General features: G+C 69.1%; 15 protein-coding genes and 1 pseudogene. 9 read left to right on the top strand and 7 right to left on the bottom strand.

Going from position 1 to position 17590, the window contains the following annotated elements:
- From VGE03_RS06090 to VGE03_RS06120, 7 genes are all read left to right on the top strand, one after another.
- A partial coding sequence (locus tag VGE03_RS06090) for a hypothetical protein (protein WP_331045584.1) occupies nt 1-426 on the top strand: 426 nt, incomplete at its 5' end.
- A 96-nt stretch (nt 427-522) separates the two neighbouring features.
- Nucleotides 523-810 (top strand): Asp-tRNA(Asn)/Glu-tRNA(Gln) amidotransferase subunit GatC, encoded by a 288-nt coding sequence (gene gatC, locus VGE03_RS06095; protein ID WP_141626729.1) that lies wholly within the window; start codon nt 523-525, stop codon nt 808-810.
- Between the two features lie 3 nt (nt 811-813).
- A complete protein-coding gene (gene gatA / locus VGE03_RS06100; RefSeq protein ID WP_331045585.1) occupies nt 814-2292 on the top strand; it encodes an Asp-tRNA(Asn)/Glu-tRNA(Gln) amidotransferase subunit GatA in 1479 nt (492 codons plus the stop codon).
- Nucleotides 2293-2616: 324 nt separating this feature from the next.
- Nucleotides 2617-3018, top strand: coding sequence for an endonuclease domain-containing protein (locus VGE03_RS16540; protein WP_414644899.1), 402 nt, complete (start codon nt 2617-2619; stop codon nt 3016-3018).
- Nucleotides 3019-3076: 58 nt separating this feature from the next.
- Entirely contained in the window at nt 3077-4051 is a 975-nt protein-coding gene (locus VGE03_RS06110; RefSeq protein WP_331045587.1) for a GAF domain-containing protein, read from the top strand.
- Between the two features lie 135 nt (nt 4052-4186).
- The gene (locus VGE03_RS06115) at nt 4187-5704 is read left to right on the top strand and encodes an aldehyde dehydrogenase family protein (RefSeq protein WP_331045588.1); all 1518 of its coding nucleotides are present in this window, start codon (nt 4187-4189) and stop codon (nt 5702-5704) included.
- Between the two features lie 244 nt (nt 5705-5948).
- Nucleotides 5949-6659, top strand: a complete 711-nt coding sequence (locus VGE03_RS06120) for a TorF family putative porin (protein ID WP_331045589.1) — start codon at nt 5949-5951, stop codon at nt 6657-6659.
- A 40-nt stretch (nt 6660-6699) separates the two neighbouring features.
- Here VGE03_RS06120 and VGE03_RS06125 read toward each other — a convergent pair whose 3' ends face one another.
- Both VGE03_RS06125 and VGE03_RS06130 read right to left on the bottom strand, forming a co-directional pair.
- Nucleotides 6700-7860, bottom strand: a complete 1161-nt coding sequence (locus VGE03_RS06125; RefSeq protein ID WP_331045590.1) for a DUF1501 domain-containing protein — start codon at nt 7858-7860, stop codon at nt 6700-6702.
- Complete coding sequence (locus VGE03_RS06130) at nt 7857-9320, bottom strand: DUF1800 domain-containing protein (RefSeq protein ID WP_331045591.1); 1464 nt, start codon at nt 9318-9320, stop codon at nt 7857-7859. The genes VGE03_RS06125 and VGE03_RS06130 overlap by 4 nt, the downstream gene beginning before the upstream one ends.
- Nucleotides 9321-9453: 133 nt before the next feature.
- Here VGE03_RS06130 and gatB point away from each other — a divergent pair, with 133 nt between their 5' ends.
- Entirely contained in the window at nt 9454-10956 is a 1503-nt protein-coding gene (gatB, locus tag VGE03_RS06135; RefSeq protein ID WP_331045592.1) for an Asp-tRNA(Asn)/Glu-tRNA(Gln) amidotransferase subunit GatB, read from the top strand.
- Between the two features lie 237 nt (nt 10957-11193).
- Here the strand turns inward: gatB and VGE03_RS06140 are convergent, their stop codons facing one another.
- Nucleotides 11194-11580 carry an RcnB family protein gene (locus tag VGE03_RS06140; RefSeq protein WP_331045593.1) on the bottom strand — a complete coding sequence of 129 codons (387 nt, stop codon included), beginning with the start codon at nt 11578-11580 and terminating at the stop codon, nt 11194-11196.
- 531 nt (nt 11581-12111) lie between these two features.
- Nucleotides 12112-12795 (bottom strand): chromosomal replication initiator DnaA, encoded by a 684-nt coding sequence (locus VGE03_RS06145; RefSeq protein ID WP_331045594.1) that lies wholly within the window; start codon nt 12793-12795, stop codon nt 12112-12114.
- A 578-nt stretch (nt 12796-13373) separates the two neighbouring features.
- Here VGE03_RS06145 and aspS point away from each other — a divergent pair.
- Complete coding sequence (gene aspS, locus VGE03_RS06150) at nt 13374-15206, top strand: aspartate--tRNA ligase (RefSeq protein ID WP_331045595.1); 1833 nt, start codon at nt 13374-13376, stop codon at nt 15204-15206.
- Between the two features lie 66 nt (nt 15207-15272).
- Here aspS and VGE03_RS06155 read toward each other — a convergent pair whose 3' ends face one another.
- The 3 genes and pseudogenes from VGE03_RS06155 to VGE03_RS06165 form a co-directional block, all read right to left on the bottom strand.
- The gene (locus tag VGE03_RS06155) at nt 15273-16190 is read right to left on the bottom strand and encodes a pentapeptide repeat-containing protein (protein WP_331045596.1); all 918 of its coding nucleotides are present in this window, start codon (nt 16188-16190) and stop codon (nt 15273-15275) included.
- A gap of 63 nt (nt 16191-16253) precedes the next feature.
- On the bottom strand, nt 16254-16739 hold the full coding sequence (locus tag VGE03_RS06160; RefSeq protein WP_331045597.1) for a pentapeptide repeat-containing protein: 486 nt from the start codon (nt 16737-16739) through the stop codon (nt 16254-16256).
- Nucleotides 16740-16791: 52 nt separating this feature from the next.
- Nucleotides 16792-17590: pseudogene (locus VGE03_RS06165) on the bottom strand (TSCPD domain-containing protein); the annotation flags it as partial.

Below are 17590 nucleotides of genomic sequence, written 5' to 3' on the forward strand. Positions count from 1 at the left end.
GCGGCCACGCCGTCCGCGCCGCCGCTGACCGCCACGGGCCCGGCGGCGCCCCTGGCCTTTTCGACCGCGCCGGACGACCAGACCGCCGCCGCGGTCGTCAGTCTGGATCAACTGACGAGGCAGGGACAGGCGACGGTCAAGCTGTTCGGCACGGCGGGCGGCGATCCGGCGATGAACGGCCTCTACACCCACATCGCCTTCTACCTCTCGCCGGCGGAGGGCTGGGCGGTCTACCGGATCGGCGATTTCCTTGGTTACGAGGTGCTGTCCGAGAGCCCCGGCCGGGTCGATCTGAAGGTCGAGGAAAGCGTGATGGACGAGGCGACGGGCCGGATCACCAGCCGAGAACGGCGCCTGATCATCGGCTGGACGCCCGGCGCCGAGGACGGGCCGCCTCTGGCGGTGACGGTCGCTCCGGGACGATAAGCATCCGCTTCCGGTGGGAAACCGCGTCGGAATCCTTGTGAATCCGGGCCCGGGCCGCTAATCCCGCCGGCTCAGGTTTCGCATTTGGAGGGCCGCATGGCCGTCGACGTCGCGACCGTGCGCAAGGTGGCGCACCTCGCTCGCATCAAGACCCCCGAAGAGCGGCTGGAGCCGCTGGCCCAGGAGCTGAACGGCATCCTGGCGTGGATCGAACAGCTGAATGAGGTCGACGTCGACGGGGTCGAGCCCATGACCTCGAACGTGGCCCAGCCCCTGCGCCTGCGCGACGACGTCGTCACTGACGGCGCCAAGGTGGACGCGGTCCTGTCGAACGCCCCGAAGTCGGCGGACGGCTTCTTCGTCGTGCCCAAGGTGGTCGAGTAAGCCATGACCGACCTGACCAAACTGACCCTCAAGGCCGCCCTCGACGGCCTCAAGGCCCGCGACTTCTCCTCGGAAGAGATCACGAAAGCCTTCGTCGCCAACATCGACGCGGCGAACCCGAAGCTGAACGCTTACGTCGTCCAGACGACCGACAAGGCGCTGGAGATGGCCCGCGCCTCGGACGCCCGTCTGGCGAAAGGCGAGGGCGGGGCGCTGGAAGGCGCGCCGCTGGGCATCAAGGACCTGTTCTGCACCGACGGCGTCCAGACGACCGCCGGCTCCAACATGCTCAAGGGCTTCGTCCCGCCGTATGAGTCGACCGTCACCGCCAACCTGTGGGCGGACGGCGCGGTCATGCTGGGCAAGCTGAACATGGACGAGTTCGCCATGGGCTCGTCGAACGAGACCTCGGCCTACGGCTCGGTCGTCAACCCGTGGAAGTCGTCCAGCTCGAACGCCGAGCTGACCCCGGGCGGTTCGTCGGGCGGTTCGGCCTCGGCCGTCGCCGGCGACCTGTGCCTGGCGGCCACCGCCTCGGACACCGGCGGCTCGATCCGTCAGCCGGCCGCCTTCACGGGCACCGTCGGCATCAAGCCCACCTATGGCCGCGCCAGCCGCTTCGGCATGGTCGCCTTCGCCTCGTCGCTGGATCAGGCCGGGCCGATCACCAAGACGGTGGAAGACGCCGCCATCCTGCTGCGCTCCATGTGCTCCTTCGACCTGAAGGACTCGACCAGCCTCGACGTCGAGACCCCGGACTGGACGACGTCGCTCGGCAAGGGCGTGAAGGGCCTGCGCATCGGCGTGCCCAAGGAATACGTCGTCGACGGCATGCCCGCCGAGATCCAGGCCCTGTGGGATCAGGGCGTCCAGTGGCTCAAGGCCGCCGGCGCCGAGATCGTCGAGATCAGCCTGCCGCACACCAAATACGCCCTGCCGACCTACTACATCGTCGCCCCGGCCGAGGCCTCCTCGAACCTGGCGCGCTACGACGGCATGCGTTTCGGCCATCGCGCCGAAGAGGCGAAGTCGCTGACCGACCTGTACGAAACCTCGCGCGCCGAGGGCTTCGGCAAGGAAGTCCAGCGCCGCCTGACCATCGGCGCCTACGTTCTCTCGGCCGGCTTCTATGACGCCTATTACGTCAAGGCGCTGAAGGTCCGCCGCCGTATCGCCCAGGACTTCGACAACGTCTGGGACCGCGTCGACGCCATCCTGACCCCGTCGACCCCGTCGGCCGCTTTCGCTCTCGGCGACAAGCAGATCGACCCGGTGACGATGTACCTGAACGACGTCTTCACCGTCACCGCCAACCTCGCGGGCCTGCCGGGCATCTCGGTCCCCGCCGGTGTCGACTCCGGCGGCCTGCCGCTCGGCCTTCAGGTCATCGGCAAGGCGCTGGACGAGGCGACCGTCTTCCAGGTCGCCGACGTGCTGGAACAGGCCGCGGGCTTCACGGCGCGTCCGAACAAGTGGTGGTAGGTAAGTAAGTTCCCTCTCCCGTCGGGAGAGGGAGGGGCCCACGCCGCAGGCGTGGGAGGGTGTGGGGTTACGTTCCGAAGCGCGCGTGACTCCATCCGCCCTTATGCTTGCTCCAAACCTCCCACCCTCCTCATGCCCACACCCTCCCACCGACTACGTCGGCGGGCCCCTCCCTCTCCCAATGGGAGAGGGAGGTTCGAATTCTTCTTTTGGAAGTGTTCCTGACTTGCGCTACCTTTCCGCGAGGAGGGGGCAGCCACGGATCGCACAACCCGGACCCGTCGCGCCCGTAGCCTGCGCAAACGCCAGACCTATGCCGAGGCCATCCTCTGGCAATCCTTGCGCGCTCACCGTCTCGACGGCCTGCATTTTCGGCGGCAACACGCCATCGACCCATACTTCGTCGATTTCGCCTGCCTTTCTCTGCGTCTGGTGATCGAGCTGGACGGCGGGATCCACGACGATGATCGGCAACAACTCGACGACTACCACCGCCAAAAGAATATCGAGGCGCTCGGCTGGTTTGTTCTGCGGTTCCCGAATGATCAGGTGACGGGGGCTTTGCACACCGTGGTTGCGGCTATTCGGGAGCAGGTGATGATCGCCAAGGGGGTAGCCCCATACCCTCCCACCGACTTCGTCGGCGGGCCCCTCCCTCTCCCGCGGGGAGAGGGCTCAAGACGGCGCTCTATCCCCAAACCCCGCCCGCCCGTCTTCCGCCCCTGATTTGACCTCGGCCCCGGACCGGCGTCCTATCCTCTCCGAAAAACGCTCGGAGACGACAGTGAGCGAACGGCGAGGAAACGATCACGGCAGCCTGATCAAGCAGGTGCTGGACGACGGCGCGGGCCCGGCCCGGTCGGCGCTGGCGGCGTCGTGGCGGCGCTCGCTGACCCTGCACGGCCTCGATCCGGAAAGCCGGGGCGGGGTGCAGACCCTGACCGAACAGCAGTTGCGCGAGGCGCGTCAGGCGATGGAGCCGATGACCCGCGCCGCCCAGCCCGTGCTGGATCGCCTGTTTCTGGCCGTCGGCGACACCGGCTGCTGCGTCCTGCTGACCAATGCCGACGGGGTGCCGGTCGAGCGGCGCGGCGCCGCCGTCGATGACGACACCTTCCGGGCGTGGGGCCTGTGGCCCGGCGCCGTCTGGTCCGAGGCCGTCGAGGGCACCAACGGCATCGGCACGGCGCTGGCCGAGCATCGCCCGCTGACCATCCACCGGGACCAGCATTTCCACGCCCGCAATACGGCGCTGAGCTGCACCAGCCACCCCATTCACGATCCGCGGGGCCGACTGGCGGGGCTGCTGGATGTGTCGTCGGCGCGCGCCGACGCGACCGAAAGCATGCTGGGTCTGATCGCCGCCGCCGTGGCGGACGCCGCCCGCGCCATCGAGGCCCAGACCTTCCGGCAGGCCTTCGCCGACGCCCGCATCGTGCTGGCCGGCGACGCGGCCGAGCGCAACACCGCCGCCCTGTTGGCGGTCGACCGGCACGATCTGGTCGTCGGCGCCACGCGTGCGGCCCGGCTGGCCCTGTCGATCACCGACGAGCGGATCGCGGGCCAGCTGGCGGCGTCCGAGGTGCTGGGCGCCGGCTCGGTCGAGGCCGACCTGATCGAGGCCGAACGCGGCGCCGTGCGTCGGGCGCTGGCCCTGAACGGCGGCAATGTCTCGGCTGCCGCGCGGGCGCTGGGGGTCAGTCGCGCCACGCTGCACCGCAAGCTCAACCGGCTCGGTCTCGGTTCCGACGCTCACTGACCAACGGTCTGTCGCAACCTTGCGACAGGTGTGCGCCGCAGCATGAGCCGGGGCTCTGGCGGCCTTCGCGCCCCGGGCCAAGTCTCCGATCCAACGACGCCGACAACCGGCGCCCGAGGAAACAAGGAGGCTCTTTTGACCAAGCCCGAATTCATCCGCGCCGTGACCCCGAAGTTCAAGGCGCGCTACGACAACTTCATCGGCGGACGCTGGGTCGCTCCGGTGAACGGCCGCTATTTCGAGAACACCTCCCCGGTGAATGGCCGCGTCCTGTGCGAGGTGGCTCGCTCGGACGTGGCCGACGTCGAGCTGGCGCTGGACGCCGCCCATGCGGCGAAAGACAGCTGGGGCAAGACCTCGGTCGCCCAGCGCGCCGTGATCCTGAACAGGATCGCCGACGTCATCGAGGCCAACCTGCAGGCCATCGCCGAGGCCGAGACCTGGGACAACGGCAAGCCGGTGCGCGAGACGCTGGCCGCCGACATCCCGCTGGCCGTCGACCATTTCCGCTACTTCGCCGGCTGCATCCGCGCGCAGGAAGGCGGCATCTCCGAGCTGGATAACGACACCGTCGCCTATCACTTCCACGAGCCTCTGGGCGTCGTCGGCCAGATCATCCCGTGGAACTTCCCCATCCTGATGGCCGCCTGGAAGATCGCTCCGGCGCTTGCGGCGGGGAATTGCATCGTGCTGAAGCCCGCCGAGCAGACCCCGGCCTCGATCCTGCTGGTCACCGAACTGATCCAGGACCTGCTCCCCGCCGGCGTGCTGAACATCGTCTCGGGCACCGGTCCGGAGGTCGGCGAGCCGCTGGCCACCAATCCGCGCATCGCCAAGATCGCCTTCACCGGCTCGACCGCCGTCGGCCAGAAGATCATGGAGTACGCCACGCAGAACATCATCCCGGTCACCCTGGAGCTGGGCGGCAAGTCGCCGAACATCTTCTTCAAGGACGTGATGGATGAGGACGACGCCTTCCTGGACAAGGCGCTGGAAGGCTTCGCCATGTTCGCCTTGAACCAGGGCGAGGTCTGCACCTGTCCCAGCCGGGCGCTGGTGCATGAGGACATCTACGAGGCCTTCATCGCGAAGGCGATCGAGCGGGTCGAGGCGATCCGTCAGGGCGACCCGCTGGACCCGAACACCCAGGTCGGCGCCCAGGCCTCGAACCAGCAGCTGAACAAGATCCTCGGCTACCTCCAGCTCGGCAAGGAGGAGGGCGCGGAAGTCCTCACCGGCGGCGAGCAGGCGGTCCTGCAGGACGACCTGTCGGGCGGCTATTACGTCAAGCCGACGGTCTTCAAGGGCCGCAACGACATGCGCATCTTCCAGGAAGAGATCTTCGGTCCGGTCCTCGCGGTCACGACCTTCAAGACCCTCGAGGAAGCCATCGAGATCGCCAATGACACCGAGTACGGCCTCGGCGCCGGCGTCTGGACCCGCGACATGAACACGGCCTACCGCGCCGGTCGCGCCATCCAGGCCGGTCGCGTCTGGACCAACTGCTATCACCAGTACCCGGCCCACGCGGCCTTCGGCGGCTACAAGAAGTCCGGCATCGGTCGTGAGAACCACCGGATGATGCTGGACCACTACCAGCAGACCAAGAACCTGCTGATCAGCTACAGCCCGGACAAGCTCGGCTTCTTCTGACGCACTTCGGCGGATCGTCCTCGACGATCCGCCCACCGTCTCTCCCGAAGACCGCCCCCGCCCCGGGGCGGTCGCCTCCCACGGGCGGGCTGCGCGCAACATCGGACAGCCCGCCCGCCTTTTCGGGATCCCTTCAGTACCGCTTCCACGACACCGTTCCGGTGCTCGGCGGAGCCATGCGTACCGCCCCCGGCGCGCGGGCGTCCCTTCTTGCGCGCCCAATCACATCACAAGGCAGGAAACCATGTCCTCTCTCTCTCGCACCACCGTCTTCGCCTCCGCCGCCATGGCCGCGATCACCCTCGCAGCCGCTGCGCCGGCCGAGGCCCAGGACGACGTCAACTGGTCGTTCAGCGTCACCGGGGCCACGGACTATGTCTGGCGCGGCGTCAGCCAGACCGATCGCAATCCCGCCGCCTTCGTCACCGGTCAGGCCACCTTCGCCAACGGCTTCTACGTCGGCGCCGGGGCGGAGAACGTCGACTTCAACGAGGGCACGGACGCCGAATACGACGTCTGGGCCGGCTGGTCGGGCAAGGTCTCGGACACCCTGACCCTCGACGTCGGCGCCGTGCGGTACGGCTACATCGGCGCGCCGGACGGGACCGACTACGACACGGTCGAGCTCAAGGCGGCCCTCACCGCCGCGGTCGGTCGCGCGACGGTGACCGGATCGATCTACGCCACCGACGACTTCTTCGGTACGGACGAGTCCGCCGTCTACTACGAGGTTGCGGCCAGCACGCCGGTCACCGCCAAGTGGACCGTCGGCGGGGCGGTCGCCCGCCAGACCGTCGCCGCCTCCAGCGGCGACTATACGACCTGGAACCTGGGCGCGACCTATGCCCTTACGCCCAAGGCCTCGTTCGATCTGCGGTATCACGACACCGACGCCCATGAGTTCGGCGACGGCTTCGACTCCACGCTGGTGGCGGCGATCAAGTTCGCCTTCTGAGCCGGACGGGGCGGCCGCCGCGATCGCGGCCGCGCCGCGCTCAGACCAGCCCGTCCAGCGTCGGCGCCTCGGCCGCGCTGCCGGGGAAGACCCGGCTGTCCAGCGCCGCCCGGTCCACGCCCAGATGGTCGCGCAGCACGCCCTTGAACACCGAGCGGACGTCGATGGTCGGCGCCAGGTCCCGGCCCTCGAACAGCCGGTTGTCGGCCAGCGTCGGCCAGTCGCCGATCAGGCCGCCGGGCTTCAGCGCCCCGCCCGCCACCAGCAGGGACGAGCCGGTGCCGTGGTCGGTGCCCTGCGTGCCGTTGGCCCGCGCCGTCCGCCCGAACTCGGTCGCGACCACCACCACCGTATTGGCCCACTGGTCGCCCAGTCCGTCGTGCAGGCCGCCGATGACCTGATCCAGCCCGGTCAGCCGGGTCTGCATCTGCCCGTTCTGACGGGCGTGGGTGTCCCAGCCGTCAATGCCGAGGGCGACGACGTCCGCGCCCTGTTCGCCGGTCATCAGCCGCGCCACCGTCTGGCCCAGCCCGTTGACGTCATTCCGGCGCAGGGAGGTCCCGCCCGCCTCGGCGGCCATCGCCTCGGTCTCCAGCCCGCGCGCCAGATTGCCCTGCAACAGCGGGTCGTCGACATAGAGGTCCTGCAGCAGGGAGGCGATCCGGTCCTCGCCCTTCACCTGACCGCCGGGCGCCCAGCTGGAGGTCACGGCCGCGCCGCGCAGGATCAGGGGCGTCTGGGCCCCGACCGACAGGCCCTTGAACGCCCCGCCGCCCGCGGCGACCAGAGCCCGGTTCAGCCAGCCGTCGTTGGCCTGCCGCAAGGCCTCGCCGCCGTTCTCGAGCACGTCCTGCGCATCGAAATGCGAGCGCACCCGCACCGGGATCGCCGCCGCCGGGGCGAAGCGCAGCTGGCCGGCGTCGTACATCGCCTTCAGGCCGGGCAGGGCGGGGTGCAGGCCGAAGCCGTCCCGCATCGCCAGCACATCGTCGATCGCCAGCCCGCCGCGCAGGGCGCGATAGTTCGGATCGCCCGTCGGCACGGTGACGGACAGCCCGTCCATGGCTCCGCGCGCCACGATGACGACCAGCTTGGGCCTGGGCCCGCGCGTCTGCGCTCGCGTCTGCCCGGCGAAGGCCAGGCCGATCCCGGCCACGGAGCCGCCCAGCAGCAGGCGGCGGTTCATCGACAGGTCGGTCATCGGCGTTGGAACTCCGGCGACATGAGGAACAGGGTGACGGCTTCGGAGCGGCTTTCGGCCCGGGCGATGAACTGGCGGCTGCGCTCGCCCAGCCTGGCGCCCAGCGCGTCCTGGGCCATGGTCACGGCGTCGGCGGCGCTCATCAGGTCGCCCACGGTCTTGGCCCAGTTCAGCCGCTTCACCAGCGCGTCCGGCCCGGCCCAGTCGGCGGCGGTGTCGGGCCAGCCCTCGGGCGAGGGCGCGGCCCAGGCGGGCTGGCCCATCGCCGTCAGCGCCTGCTGGAGCTGCGGCGCCCGCTGGGGCCGCGTGCCCATGGCCCGGTGGGCCGAGATCACGAACTCATAGGGCGTCTTCACCTTGCGGGCCTCCGGCGCCCAGCTGTCCGGATGGGTGGCGAGCGTCCTTGCGACTACCGCCAGATCCCCTCGCGATCGCGTCCACGCCTGCTCCAGCGCGCCGACGAGGGCCGGGGAGGGGTCGTCGGCGACGAAATGGGCGGCGATCCTGCGGGCCAGGCGGCGGGCCGTCTCGGGCCGGTTGGCGAGGTCCGCGAGGATGGCGCGGCCCTGTTCGACCCCGCCGCCCGGATAACGCCGCCCCATCACGGTGCGCTCGCCCGGCTCGTGGACCAAGGGCAGGAAGGAGAAGCCGTTCTCGCCCGGCTGTCCCGCGCGCATCGCCGCCCGGCGACCACGCCCCGCGCCGCCCGCCCGGCGCGGCAGCGACCAGCCGGTCAGGGCCCGGGCGAACTCGGTGACGTCGGCCTGGGTGTAGCCGCCGTCGGCGCCGACGGTGTGCAGCTCGAGGATTTCCCGGGCCAGGTTCTCGTTCAGCCCCGCTTGCCGCCGCTCGCCGGCGGGGCTGTTCGGCCCGACCGACTGGGCCTGATCGAGGTACAGCAGCATGGCCGGATGGCTTTCCGCCGCCAGCGCCAGCGCCTCGAACCGGCCGAACACGTGCGGACGGATCGCCTCCCGCTCGTACTGGTCGATGAACACCGCCGCCTGGAATTTGGCCGCCGAGGCGGTGAAGGCGTTGGCCCAGAACAGGGTCCAGCGCTCGGCGAATCCGGCGTCGGTCGTCGCGCCCAGCTGGGCCCGGGCCAGAAACGCCCGGGCGGTGTCCTGCACCAGATCGCGGCGACTGTCGCGGCGGGCGTCGAAGGCGGCCTGCGCGGTCTCGTCCCGGGGCGGCTGGCCGTCCGCCATGGCGGGCTGCGGCGCGGCCTCCCGTCGGGCCGTCCGGGCCTGCTGCGCCTCGCCCAGATAGGCCTGATAGCTCTCGACCCGTTGCTCGGAGGTTTCGAAGGTCCCGGGCGGCGTCGGCGCGCCCCCGGGGCGGGCCTGCGCCTCAAGCCAGCCCCGCGGATCGTGGGCCGCCGTCGCGATCTCGCCCGGCCGGGCGCCCAGGCCGAAACGGGTCAGGGCGAGGGCGGCGTCCAGCGGTCCGGAGCGGGTCATGGAGGGCCTCGGGTCGGTTCGCGATCCTCTATCAACGCAACAGGCCCGCCGATCCGTCGAAAGGCCGCGTCGCCGGGCGATTTCAACCCGTCGATTTCTTGACCGCGCGGGGCCGGTAGGCCATCTGGACCGCATGACCGACACTGTTTCGACTACCAAGACCATCAAGGGCCGCACCGGCGATTGGGAAATCGTCATGGGGCTGGAAATCCACGCCCAGGTGGCCTCGAAGGCCAAGCTCTTCTCCGGCGCCGCCGTCGGCTTCGGCGCGGGTCCGAACGAGCAGGTGTCGCTGGTCGACGCGGGCTTCCCCGGCATGCTGCCGACCCTGAACAAACACTGCGTCGAGCAGGCGGTGAAGTCGGGCCTCGGCCTGAAGGCGCAGATCAATCTGCGCAGCCAGTTCGACCGCAAGAACTACTTCTATCCCGACCTACCCACCGGCTATCAGATCAGCCAGCTCTTCTACCCGATCGTCGGCGAGGGCGTGGTCGAGGTCGAGGCCGAGGACGGCAGCTTCTTCAACGTCGGCATCGAGCGCCTGCACCTGGAACAGGACGCGGGCAAGCTGATCCACGACCTGTCGCCGACCGAATCCTTCGTCGACCTGAACCGCGCGGGCACCGCCCTGATGGAGATCGTGTCGCGTCCGGACATCCGTTCGCCGGAAGAGGCCGTCGCCTACGTCAAGAAGATCCGCACCATCCTGATGTACCTGGGCACCTGTGACGGGGACATGGAGAAGGGCAATCTGCGCGCCGACGTGAACGTCTCGGTCTGCCGCGCGGGCAACTACGACAAGTTCAAGGAAACGGGCGACTTCAGCTTCCTGGGCACCCGTTGCGAGATCAAGAACGTCAACTCGTTCCGCTTCATCTCGCAGGCCATCCAGTATGAGGCGCGCCGCCAGATCGAGATCATCGAGGACGGCGGCAAGATCGATCAGGAGACCCGTCTCTATGATCCGAACGCCGGCGAAACCCGCTCGATGCGCTCCAAGGAAGAGGCGATGGACTATCGCTACTTCCCCGACCCCGACCTGCTGCCGCTCGAGCTGGAGCAGGCCTGGATCGACGAGATCAAGGCCAACCTGCCGGAACTGCCTGACGAGAAGCGCCGCCGCCTGATGAGCCAGTACGGCCTGTCGCAATACGACGCCGTGGTCCTGATCTCGGATCAGGCCAAGGCCGACTATTTCGAGGAAGCCGCCAAGGGGCGCGACGCCAAGCTGGTGTCCAACTGGGTGACCAACGAGCTGTCGGCCCGCCTGACCGCCGACGGCAAGGAGTTCAGCGAGAACCCGCTGCCCGCCGCCCACGTCAACCAGCTGGTCGAGCTGATCGAGACGAACGTCATCTCGTCGAAGATCGCCAAGGAAGTCTTCGACCACGTCTGGAACGGCGAGGGCTCGCCCGCCGAGGTCGTCGAGAAGCACGGCCTGAAGCAGGTGACCGACACCGGCGCCATCGAGAAGGCCGTGGACGAGATCATCGCCGCCAACCCGGACAAGGCCGCCGCCGTCGCCGAGAAGCCCCAGGCCATCGGCTGGTTCGTCGGCCAGGTCATGAAGGCCACCGGCGGCAAGGCCAACCCGGCCGCGGTCAACGACATCCTGAAGGCCAAGCTGGGGCTTTAACCTCCCCGTCGCGGTTCGCGATGGGGAGGGGGACCGCCCGGGCGACTTAGCCCGGGTGGTGGAGGGGGCGGCGCCGGCGTTTGCCGATGTGCCGCCAATTCCATTCCGCCGGAGCCGCCCCCTCCGTCACGGCGCAGACCTGCGCCGCGCCACCTCCCCATTGCTCCGCAACGTGGAGGACATAAAAAGCCCGCCCGGATCGCTCCGGGCGGGCTCTTTTCACTCAACCGCCGCGCCTTAGTTCGACAGCAGCGAGATGATCACGCCGGTGGCGATGGCGGCCAGCACCACGTCACCGGTGTCGGTGCGGTAGTAGCCGTAGCCGCGCGGCGGGGCGCGATAGCCGTAGCGTTGATAGTCACGGACGTACCAGCGGCTGCGATAGTCGCGAGGGATGGTCTGGCCACGGGTCCAGCGGCGGTATTCGCGGCGTTGCTCGCGTTCCCAGCGGCGGTAGTCGCGGCGGTCCTCGCGATAGTCGCGACGATCCTCGCGGCGCTCCCAGCGCTCGTAGCGGCCGTCACGGTCGCGGTCGCCGCGCCACGACTGGGCGGAGGCGGCCATCGGCGCCGACAGGGCCATCAGACCGGCGAGACCGGCGATCAGGGGCTTGGTCATCTTCATCTTGCGTCTCCTCTGCGGGACCCGACTGAGGATCGCAGACTGGGACTTGCGCCATGAACCCGGCCTGAACGGGGGTGACACCTGGATGACAGTCTGCTCCTTGCCCGTGACGGCCCTAGGCGGGAACGTAAAAGCCCCAAACTCCATTGGACAGCTCACCGGCGGCAAACCGGACCGAGTGCGCTGGCTCGCCTATGTCGTAGACGAAAAGGTGGTGAACCTGGCTCGGATAGGCTGGATGCGGAAGTTCAACCGAGAGGCCGGCGGCTCGCCATTTCTGCCTCCAGACCTCCAGTCCACCGATGCTCACCCCGTCGCCTTCAAAGCCGACATGGATTGCACGCCAGCCGTTCGGGGCGGTGGAGGATTTGCTTGCTTTGACGTTCTTCCCGAAAGGCCACATCTGCGTACCAACCCCTGTGGTGCGACTGCGATAGTCGCGTCGTGGGCTCACGGAAAGCATCCGCGTCCCCGATCGAGGATGTTCAGACAGTCTGCGTTTCGCCAAGCTTTATCAGTGTCGGTGTTTGGTCACCCGAACAACTCCCCGCTCTCATCCCCGCCCTCCAGCGCCTCGCGCGCCAGCGCCCGCGTGACGGGGCGGTGCAGGGCGTTCAGGCGGTCCACCACGGCCTCGGCCGCGGCGGCCGAGCGGTCGATGCGGCGCAGCAGATAGGGGACGACGTCCTTCGCCGGGCGGATGCCGCGTTCGGCGAAGCGGGTCTCCAGCATGGCGGCCAGCACCGCGTCGTCCGGCGCCTCCACAGGAATGCTCCGGACGGCGTCCAGCCGCGAGCGCAGGTCGGGCAACTCGACCGCCCAGGCCGACGGGGCGGGGCGCGAGATCATCAGCATGGCGCCGCCGGGCAGCTGGGCCAGGTTGATCAGGTGGAACAGGGTCTCGTCGTCGGCGTCCATGGCGCGGTCCAGCAGGACGGGACGGCCCTCGATCTCCAGCGGATCGATCAGCGCCGCCTCGCCGCCGTGGAAGGCGACGGCGCCCACGCGTTCGGCCCACATCTGCCCCAGACGGCTCTTGCCGCTCCCCGGGGGGCCGCAGACGGCCATCACGCCGCCGATCAGGTTCGGCCAGTCCGCCAGCGCCTCGACCGCGGCGCGATTGCAGTCCGACACCACAAAGCTGTCCGGGCCCTCCGGCAGGTCGCTCTGGAGGGGCAGACGCATCTGGTCAAAGGCGGGCAGGCGGGTCGTCATCCCGTTCACCATAGCAGATGCGGCGTTCCTGCGACTGCTCGGGAGGCTTTGTCCGTGGACGGAACGGCGCGGTCTGTGGATCGGATGCGACACTCCCGACACCGTCCAACCCTGCCAAATCGTGTCGTGTGACCCTGCCATGCTGCACCCTCTCCCAGCGGGAGAGGGAGGGGCCCGCGCCGTCAGGCGTGGGAGGGAGTGGGGTTGCACGGTCTGCCGCCCGCATCGGCCCAGCCCCGCCTCCCGGCTCGAAATCCAGACGCCCTGGCCCCACACCCTCCCACCGACTGCGTCGGCGGGCCCCGCCCTCTCCCCCGTGGGAGAGGGAGCTTGGTGACATACGTCCATTTCTGACGCATCGGCATGCCATCCTGTTTCTCACGGTCTTTGACATCCCCATCCCGCGCCGCCCGATGTGTCGGGAGTCTCGACATGGCAGGGTTTCGCGTTTTTCCGGATGACAGGGTTCGGCGCCCCTCCGGAACCCGCCCGCACCTTGACTTTCAGGGGGGATAATGCGCCTTTCCGCCCCTCCCGAATTCCGCCCTTCGCGGGCCCGAATCCAGAACGAACCGACCATGCACGCCTATCGCACCCACACCTGCGGCGCCCTCCGTTCCTCGGACGCCGGCGCCAATGTCCGCCTGTCGGGCTGGGTGCACCGCAAGCGCGACCTCGGCGGCCTGCTGTTCGTCGATCTGCGCGACCACTACGGCATCACCCAATTGGTGCTGCACCCCTCGACCCCGGGCTTCGCCATCGTCGAGCGCCTGCGCGCCGAAAGCGTCATCCGGATCGACGGTGAGGCCGTCATGCGCGACGCCTCGACCGTGAACCCGCTGCTGCCGACCGGCGAAGTGGAAGTCCGCGTCCAGGGCCTCGAAGTCCTGTCGGAAGCCGCCGAACTGCCGATGCCGGTCTTCGGCGATCAGGAGTACCCGGAGGAAATCCGCCTGCAGAACCGCTTCCTCGACCTGCGTCGCGAGCGTCTGCACAAGAACATCGTCCTGCGCTCGAAGGTGATCTCGTCGATCCGCCAGCGCATGGTCGGCCAGGGCTTCCTGGAGTACCAGACCCCGATCCTGACGGCCTCGTCGCCGGAAGGTGCGCGCGACTTCCTGGTGCCGTCGCGCCTGCACCCGGGCAAGTTCTACGCCCTCCCGCAGGCCCCGCAGCAGTTCAAGCAACTGCTGATGGTCTCGGGCTTCGACCGCTATTTCCAGATCGCGCCCTGCTTCCGCGATGAGGACCTGCGCGCCGACCGTTCGCTGGAATTCTACCAGCTCGACGTCGAGATGAGCTTCGTCACGCAAGAGGATGTCTTCGCCGCCATCGAGCCCGTCATGCACGGCGTGTTCGAGGAGTTCGCCGAGGGCAAGCCGGTCTCGCCGATCAACGGCAAGCACACCTTCACCAACGACTTCGGCGACCAGTTCGAGCACGGCGGCTTCGAGCGCCTGACCTACGCCCAATCGATGGCCTGGTACGGCACCGACAAGCCGGACACCCGCAACCCCATCAAGATGCAGGTCGTCTCGGACCACTTCCGCGACGGCGGCTTCGGTCTGTTCAACAAGATCCTCGCGGCCGACGAGAAGAACGCCGTGTGGGCCATCCCGGCCCCGACCGGCGGCTCGCGCGCCTTCTGCGACCGCATGAACTCCTGGGCGCAGGGCGAAGGCCAGCCGGGCCTCGGCTACATCTTCTGGTCGGACGACCAGAACGCCTGGGGCGGCCCCATCGCCAAGAACCTGGGTCAGGAGCCGACCGAGGCCCTGATGACCGCGCTGGGTCTGGGCCAGGGCGACGCCGCCTTCTTCGTCGCCGGCAACCCGGGCGCCTTCGCCAAATTCGCCGGCCTGGCCCGCACCCGCGTGGGTACGGAGCTGAAGCTGGTCGACGAAAACCAGTTCAAATTCTGCTGGATCGTCGACTTCCCGATGTTCGAGTGGTCGGAGGAAGAGAAGAAGGTCGACTTCTCGCACAACCCGTTCTCGATGCCGCAGGGCGGTCTGGAGGCCCTGGAGACCCAGGACCCGCTGACCATCCGCGCCTACCAGTACGACATCGTGTGCAACGGCTATGAGCTGTGCTCGGGCGCGATCCGGAACCACAAGGCCGAGATCATGCTCAAGGCCTTCGGCATCGCCGGCTATGACGCCTCGGTCGTCGAGGAGCAGTTCGGCGGCATGCTGAACGCCTTCCGCTACGGCGCGCCGCCGCACGGCGGTCTGGCCCCCGGCATCGACCGCATCGTCATGCTGCTGGCCGGCGAAACGGCCATCCGCGAGGTCATCGCCTTCCCGCTGAACCAGCAGGGCGAGGACCTGCTGATGAACGCCCCGACCGAGGCCCAGGAGCGTCAGTTGAAGGACGTCCACATCCGCACAGCCCTGCCGATCAAGGTGTGATGGCGGCTACAAGTCACTGTAGATAAAAGAAAAGGCCCTCGTTTCCGCGAGGGCCTTTTTGCTGGGTCAGTGGCCGCTGGCGACGACGAAATTGCGCTGCCGCGGCGGCACCGGCGGGGCCGGGGGCGCGGGCGGGGCAGGGGTCACGCGGACGCCCGAGATGCCCCGGCAGACGCGGGCCGTCAGGCGGCCCGGCAGGCGGGTGTTGGCGTCGCCGCAGGCCCGGCCGACGGCCTCCTGCGTCAGGCCCCGCGCGCCCGACAGGTCGGCGCCGCGGATGTCGGTGCGGTTCAGGCTCGCGCCGGAGAAGTTGGCCCCGTCGAACTGGCCGCCGGTCAGCCGCGAGCCGTTCAGCTCCGCATCCCGGAAGGAGGCGTTGCGGAAGTCGCCGTTCGACAGGTTCGACATGCTGACCTCGGCGCTGTTGAAGTTGGCGCCGCGGGAGTTGGTGTTGGCCAGGGTGGCGCCGTTCAGTTCGCCACCGGAGAAGTTGGCGTTGCTGAGCACCGCCCCGTTCAGGTTCGCGCCGTTCAGCTCGGCCCCGGGGGCGACGGCGCGGTCCATGCGGACGCGGACCAGGGTCGCGCCGGTGGCCGACACGCCGGTCAGATTGGCGCTGGTGAAGTTCGCGCCGGTGAAGTTGGCGGCGACCAGTTCGGCGCCGGTCAGGTCCGCCCGGCTGAAGTCGCTGCCGGCGAAGTTGGAGCCGACCAGCTCAGCGCCGCGCAGATTGGCGCCCACGAGGGTGGCGTTGGTGAAGCTGGCGCCGGTGAAGGCCGCCCCGGCCAGATCGCGGCCCGACAGTTCGCAGCGGTTGCAGGAGCCGCCCAGCGAGACCATGCGGGCGACGTCGCGGTCCTGGAACTGGATGGTCAGCTCGCTCGCCGTCGCGGGCGAGGCCGCGCACAGGGCCGCCAGCGTGGCTGCGCCGGCGACGCCGGTGGCCAGGAAGCGACGGAAGAGGGAGTCGGCAATCTGTTTCACGACACCTTCATGCCGCCAAACCACTTAGAACCCTACTTAAATCGTCGTAACGTCGGTGGCCGATCAGCAGCGGGGAATGGACAGGCCCCGCGGCAGCTTCGTCGCCTCATCGCCACAGGCCTGGTTCAGGCGGGCCTGGGTCAGGCCGGTCGCCCGCTCCAGCGAGGCGCCCGAGAAGTTGGCGCCGGTCAGGGTCGCGCCGCCGAAAGCCGCGCCGTCCAGGTAGGCGCCCACGAAGCTGGCGTTGGTCAGGTTGGCGCCCGAGAAGTTCGAACTGGAGAAGACGCCGCCGTAGGCCTCGACGTCGCGCAGGTCGGCGTTGGCGAAACGGGTGCGGTTCATGACCGACAGGCTGAGGTCCGCCTGTCGCAGCCGGGCGCCGGTCAGGTTCAGCCCGTTGCGCTCGAGGCCGGAGAGAGGGGCCTGGAACAGGTTGCAGCCCGGGCAGCTGGCGCCGCGCTGGACGCTGGCGATCTGGCCCGCGTTCTGGGCGAAGGCGGGGGCGGCGAGCGCGACCGACAGGGCGGCGACGGTGACGAACAGCTTCATCTCAGGCTCCGGCGCTCGTGTGAGCCCGTCGAGCGTGACAGCAATTCGTTGATTAACCCTGCATGGAAGGCGCGGAGCCGCAGGTGTCGCAGACCCATCCCGCACCGCGCTGCTGCAGGGCGAAGTCGCCGCAGGCGGGGCAGGCCGTGGCTTCGTTCGCCACGGTCGGCGAGGGGACGGGGGCGCCGTCCTTCTTCTGGCCGAACGGCAGGACGACCAGATTGTCCGGCGCCGCGCCGCGCGCGAAGCCCTTGGAGATGAACCGGGCCGCGGGCACCGTCTCGGGCGCTTCGCCGTCGCCGCCGCCCAGGCCGTCTCCGGTCCCGGCGTCCGCATTGGCCAGCTCCTGCCGGTCCAGGTAGGACACGCCCAGCTCGCGGAAGATGTAGTCCAGGATCGAGGTCGCCGACTTGATCGAGTCATTGCCCGTCACCCGGCCCGCGGGCTCGAAGCGGGTGAAGACGAAGGCGTCCACGAACTCGTCCAGCGGCACGCCGTATTGCAGGCCGATCGAGATCGCGATGGCGAAATTGTTCATCAGACTGCGGAAGGCGGCGCCTTCCTTGTGCATGTCGATGAAGATCTCGCCGAGCTCGCCGTCCTCGTACTCGCCGGTGTGGATGTAGACCTTGTGTCCGCCCACGGCCGCCTTCTGGATATAGCCCTTGCGGCGGTCCGGCAGTTTTCGGCGGGTGCGATCGCGCTCGATCACCTTCTCGACGACGCGTTCGACGGCCTTCACCTCCGGCTCGCGGCGGCGCTCCCGCTCCTGGGCGGCGCTTTCGGGCAGGTCCAGCAGCGGCCCCGGCGGCGGCGCGGCGCGGCGCAGGCGGACGGCGCGGCGTCCGTCG

Source organism: Brevundimonas sp., assembly GCF_036400995.1.
Lineage (GTDB): Bacteria > Pseudomonadota > Alphaproteobacteria > Caulobacterales > Caulobacteraceae > Brevundimonas.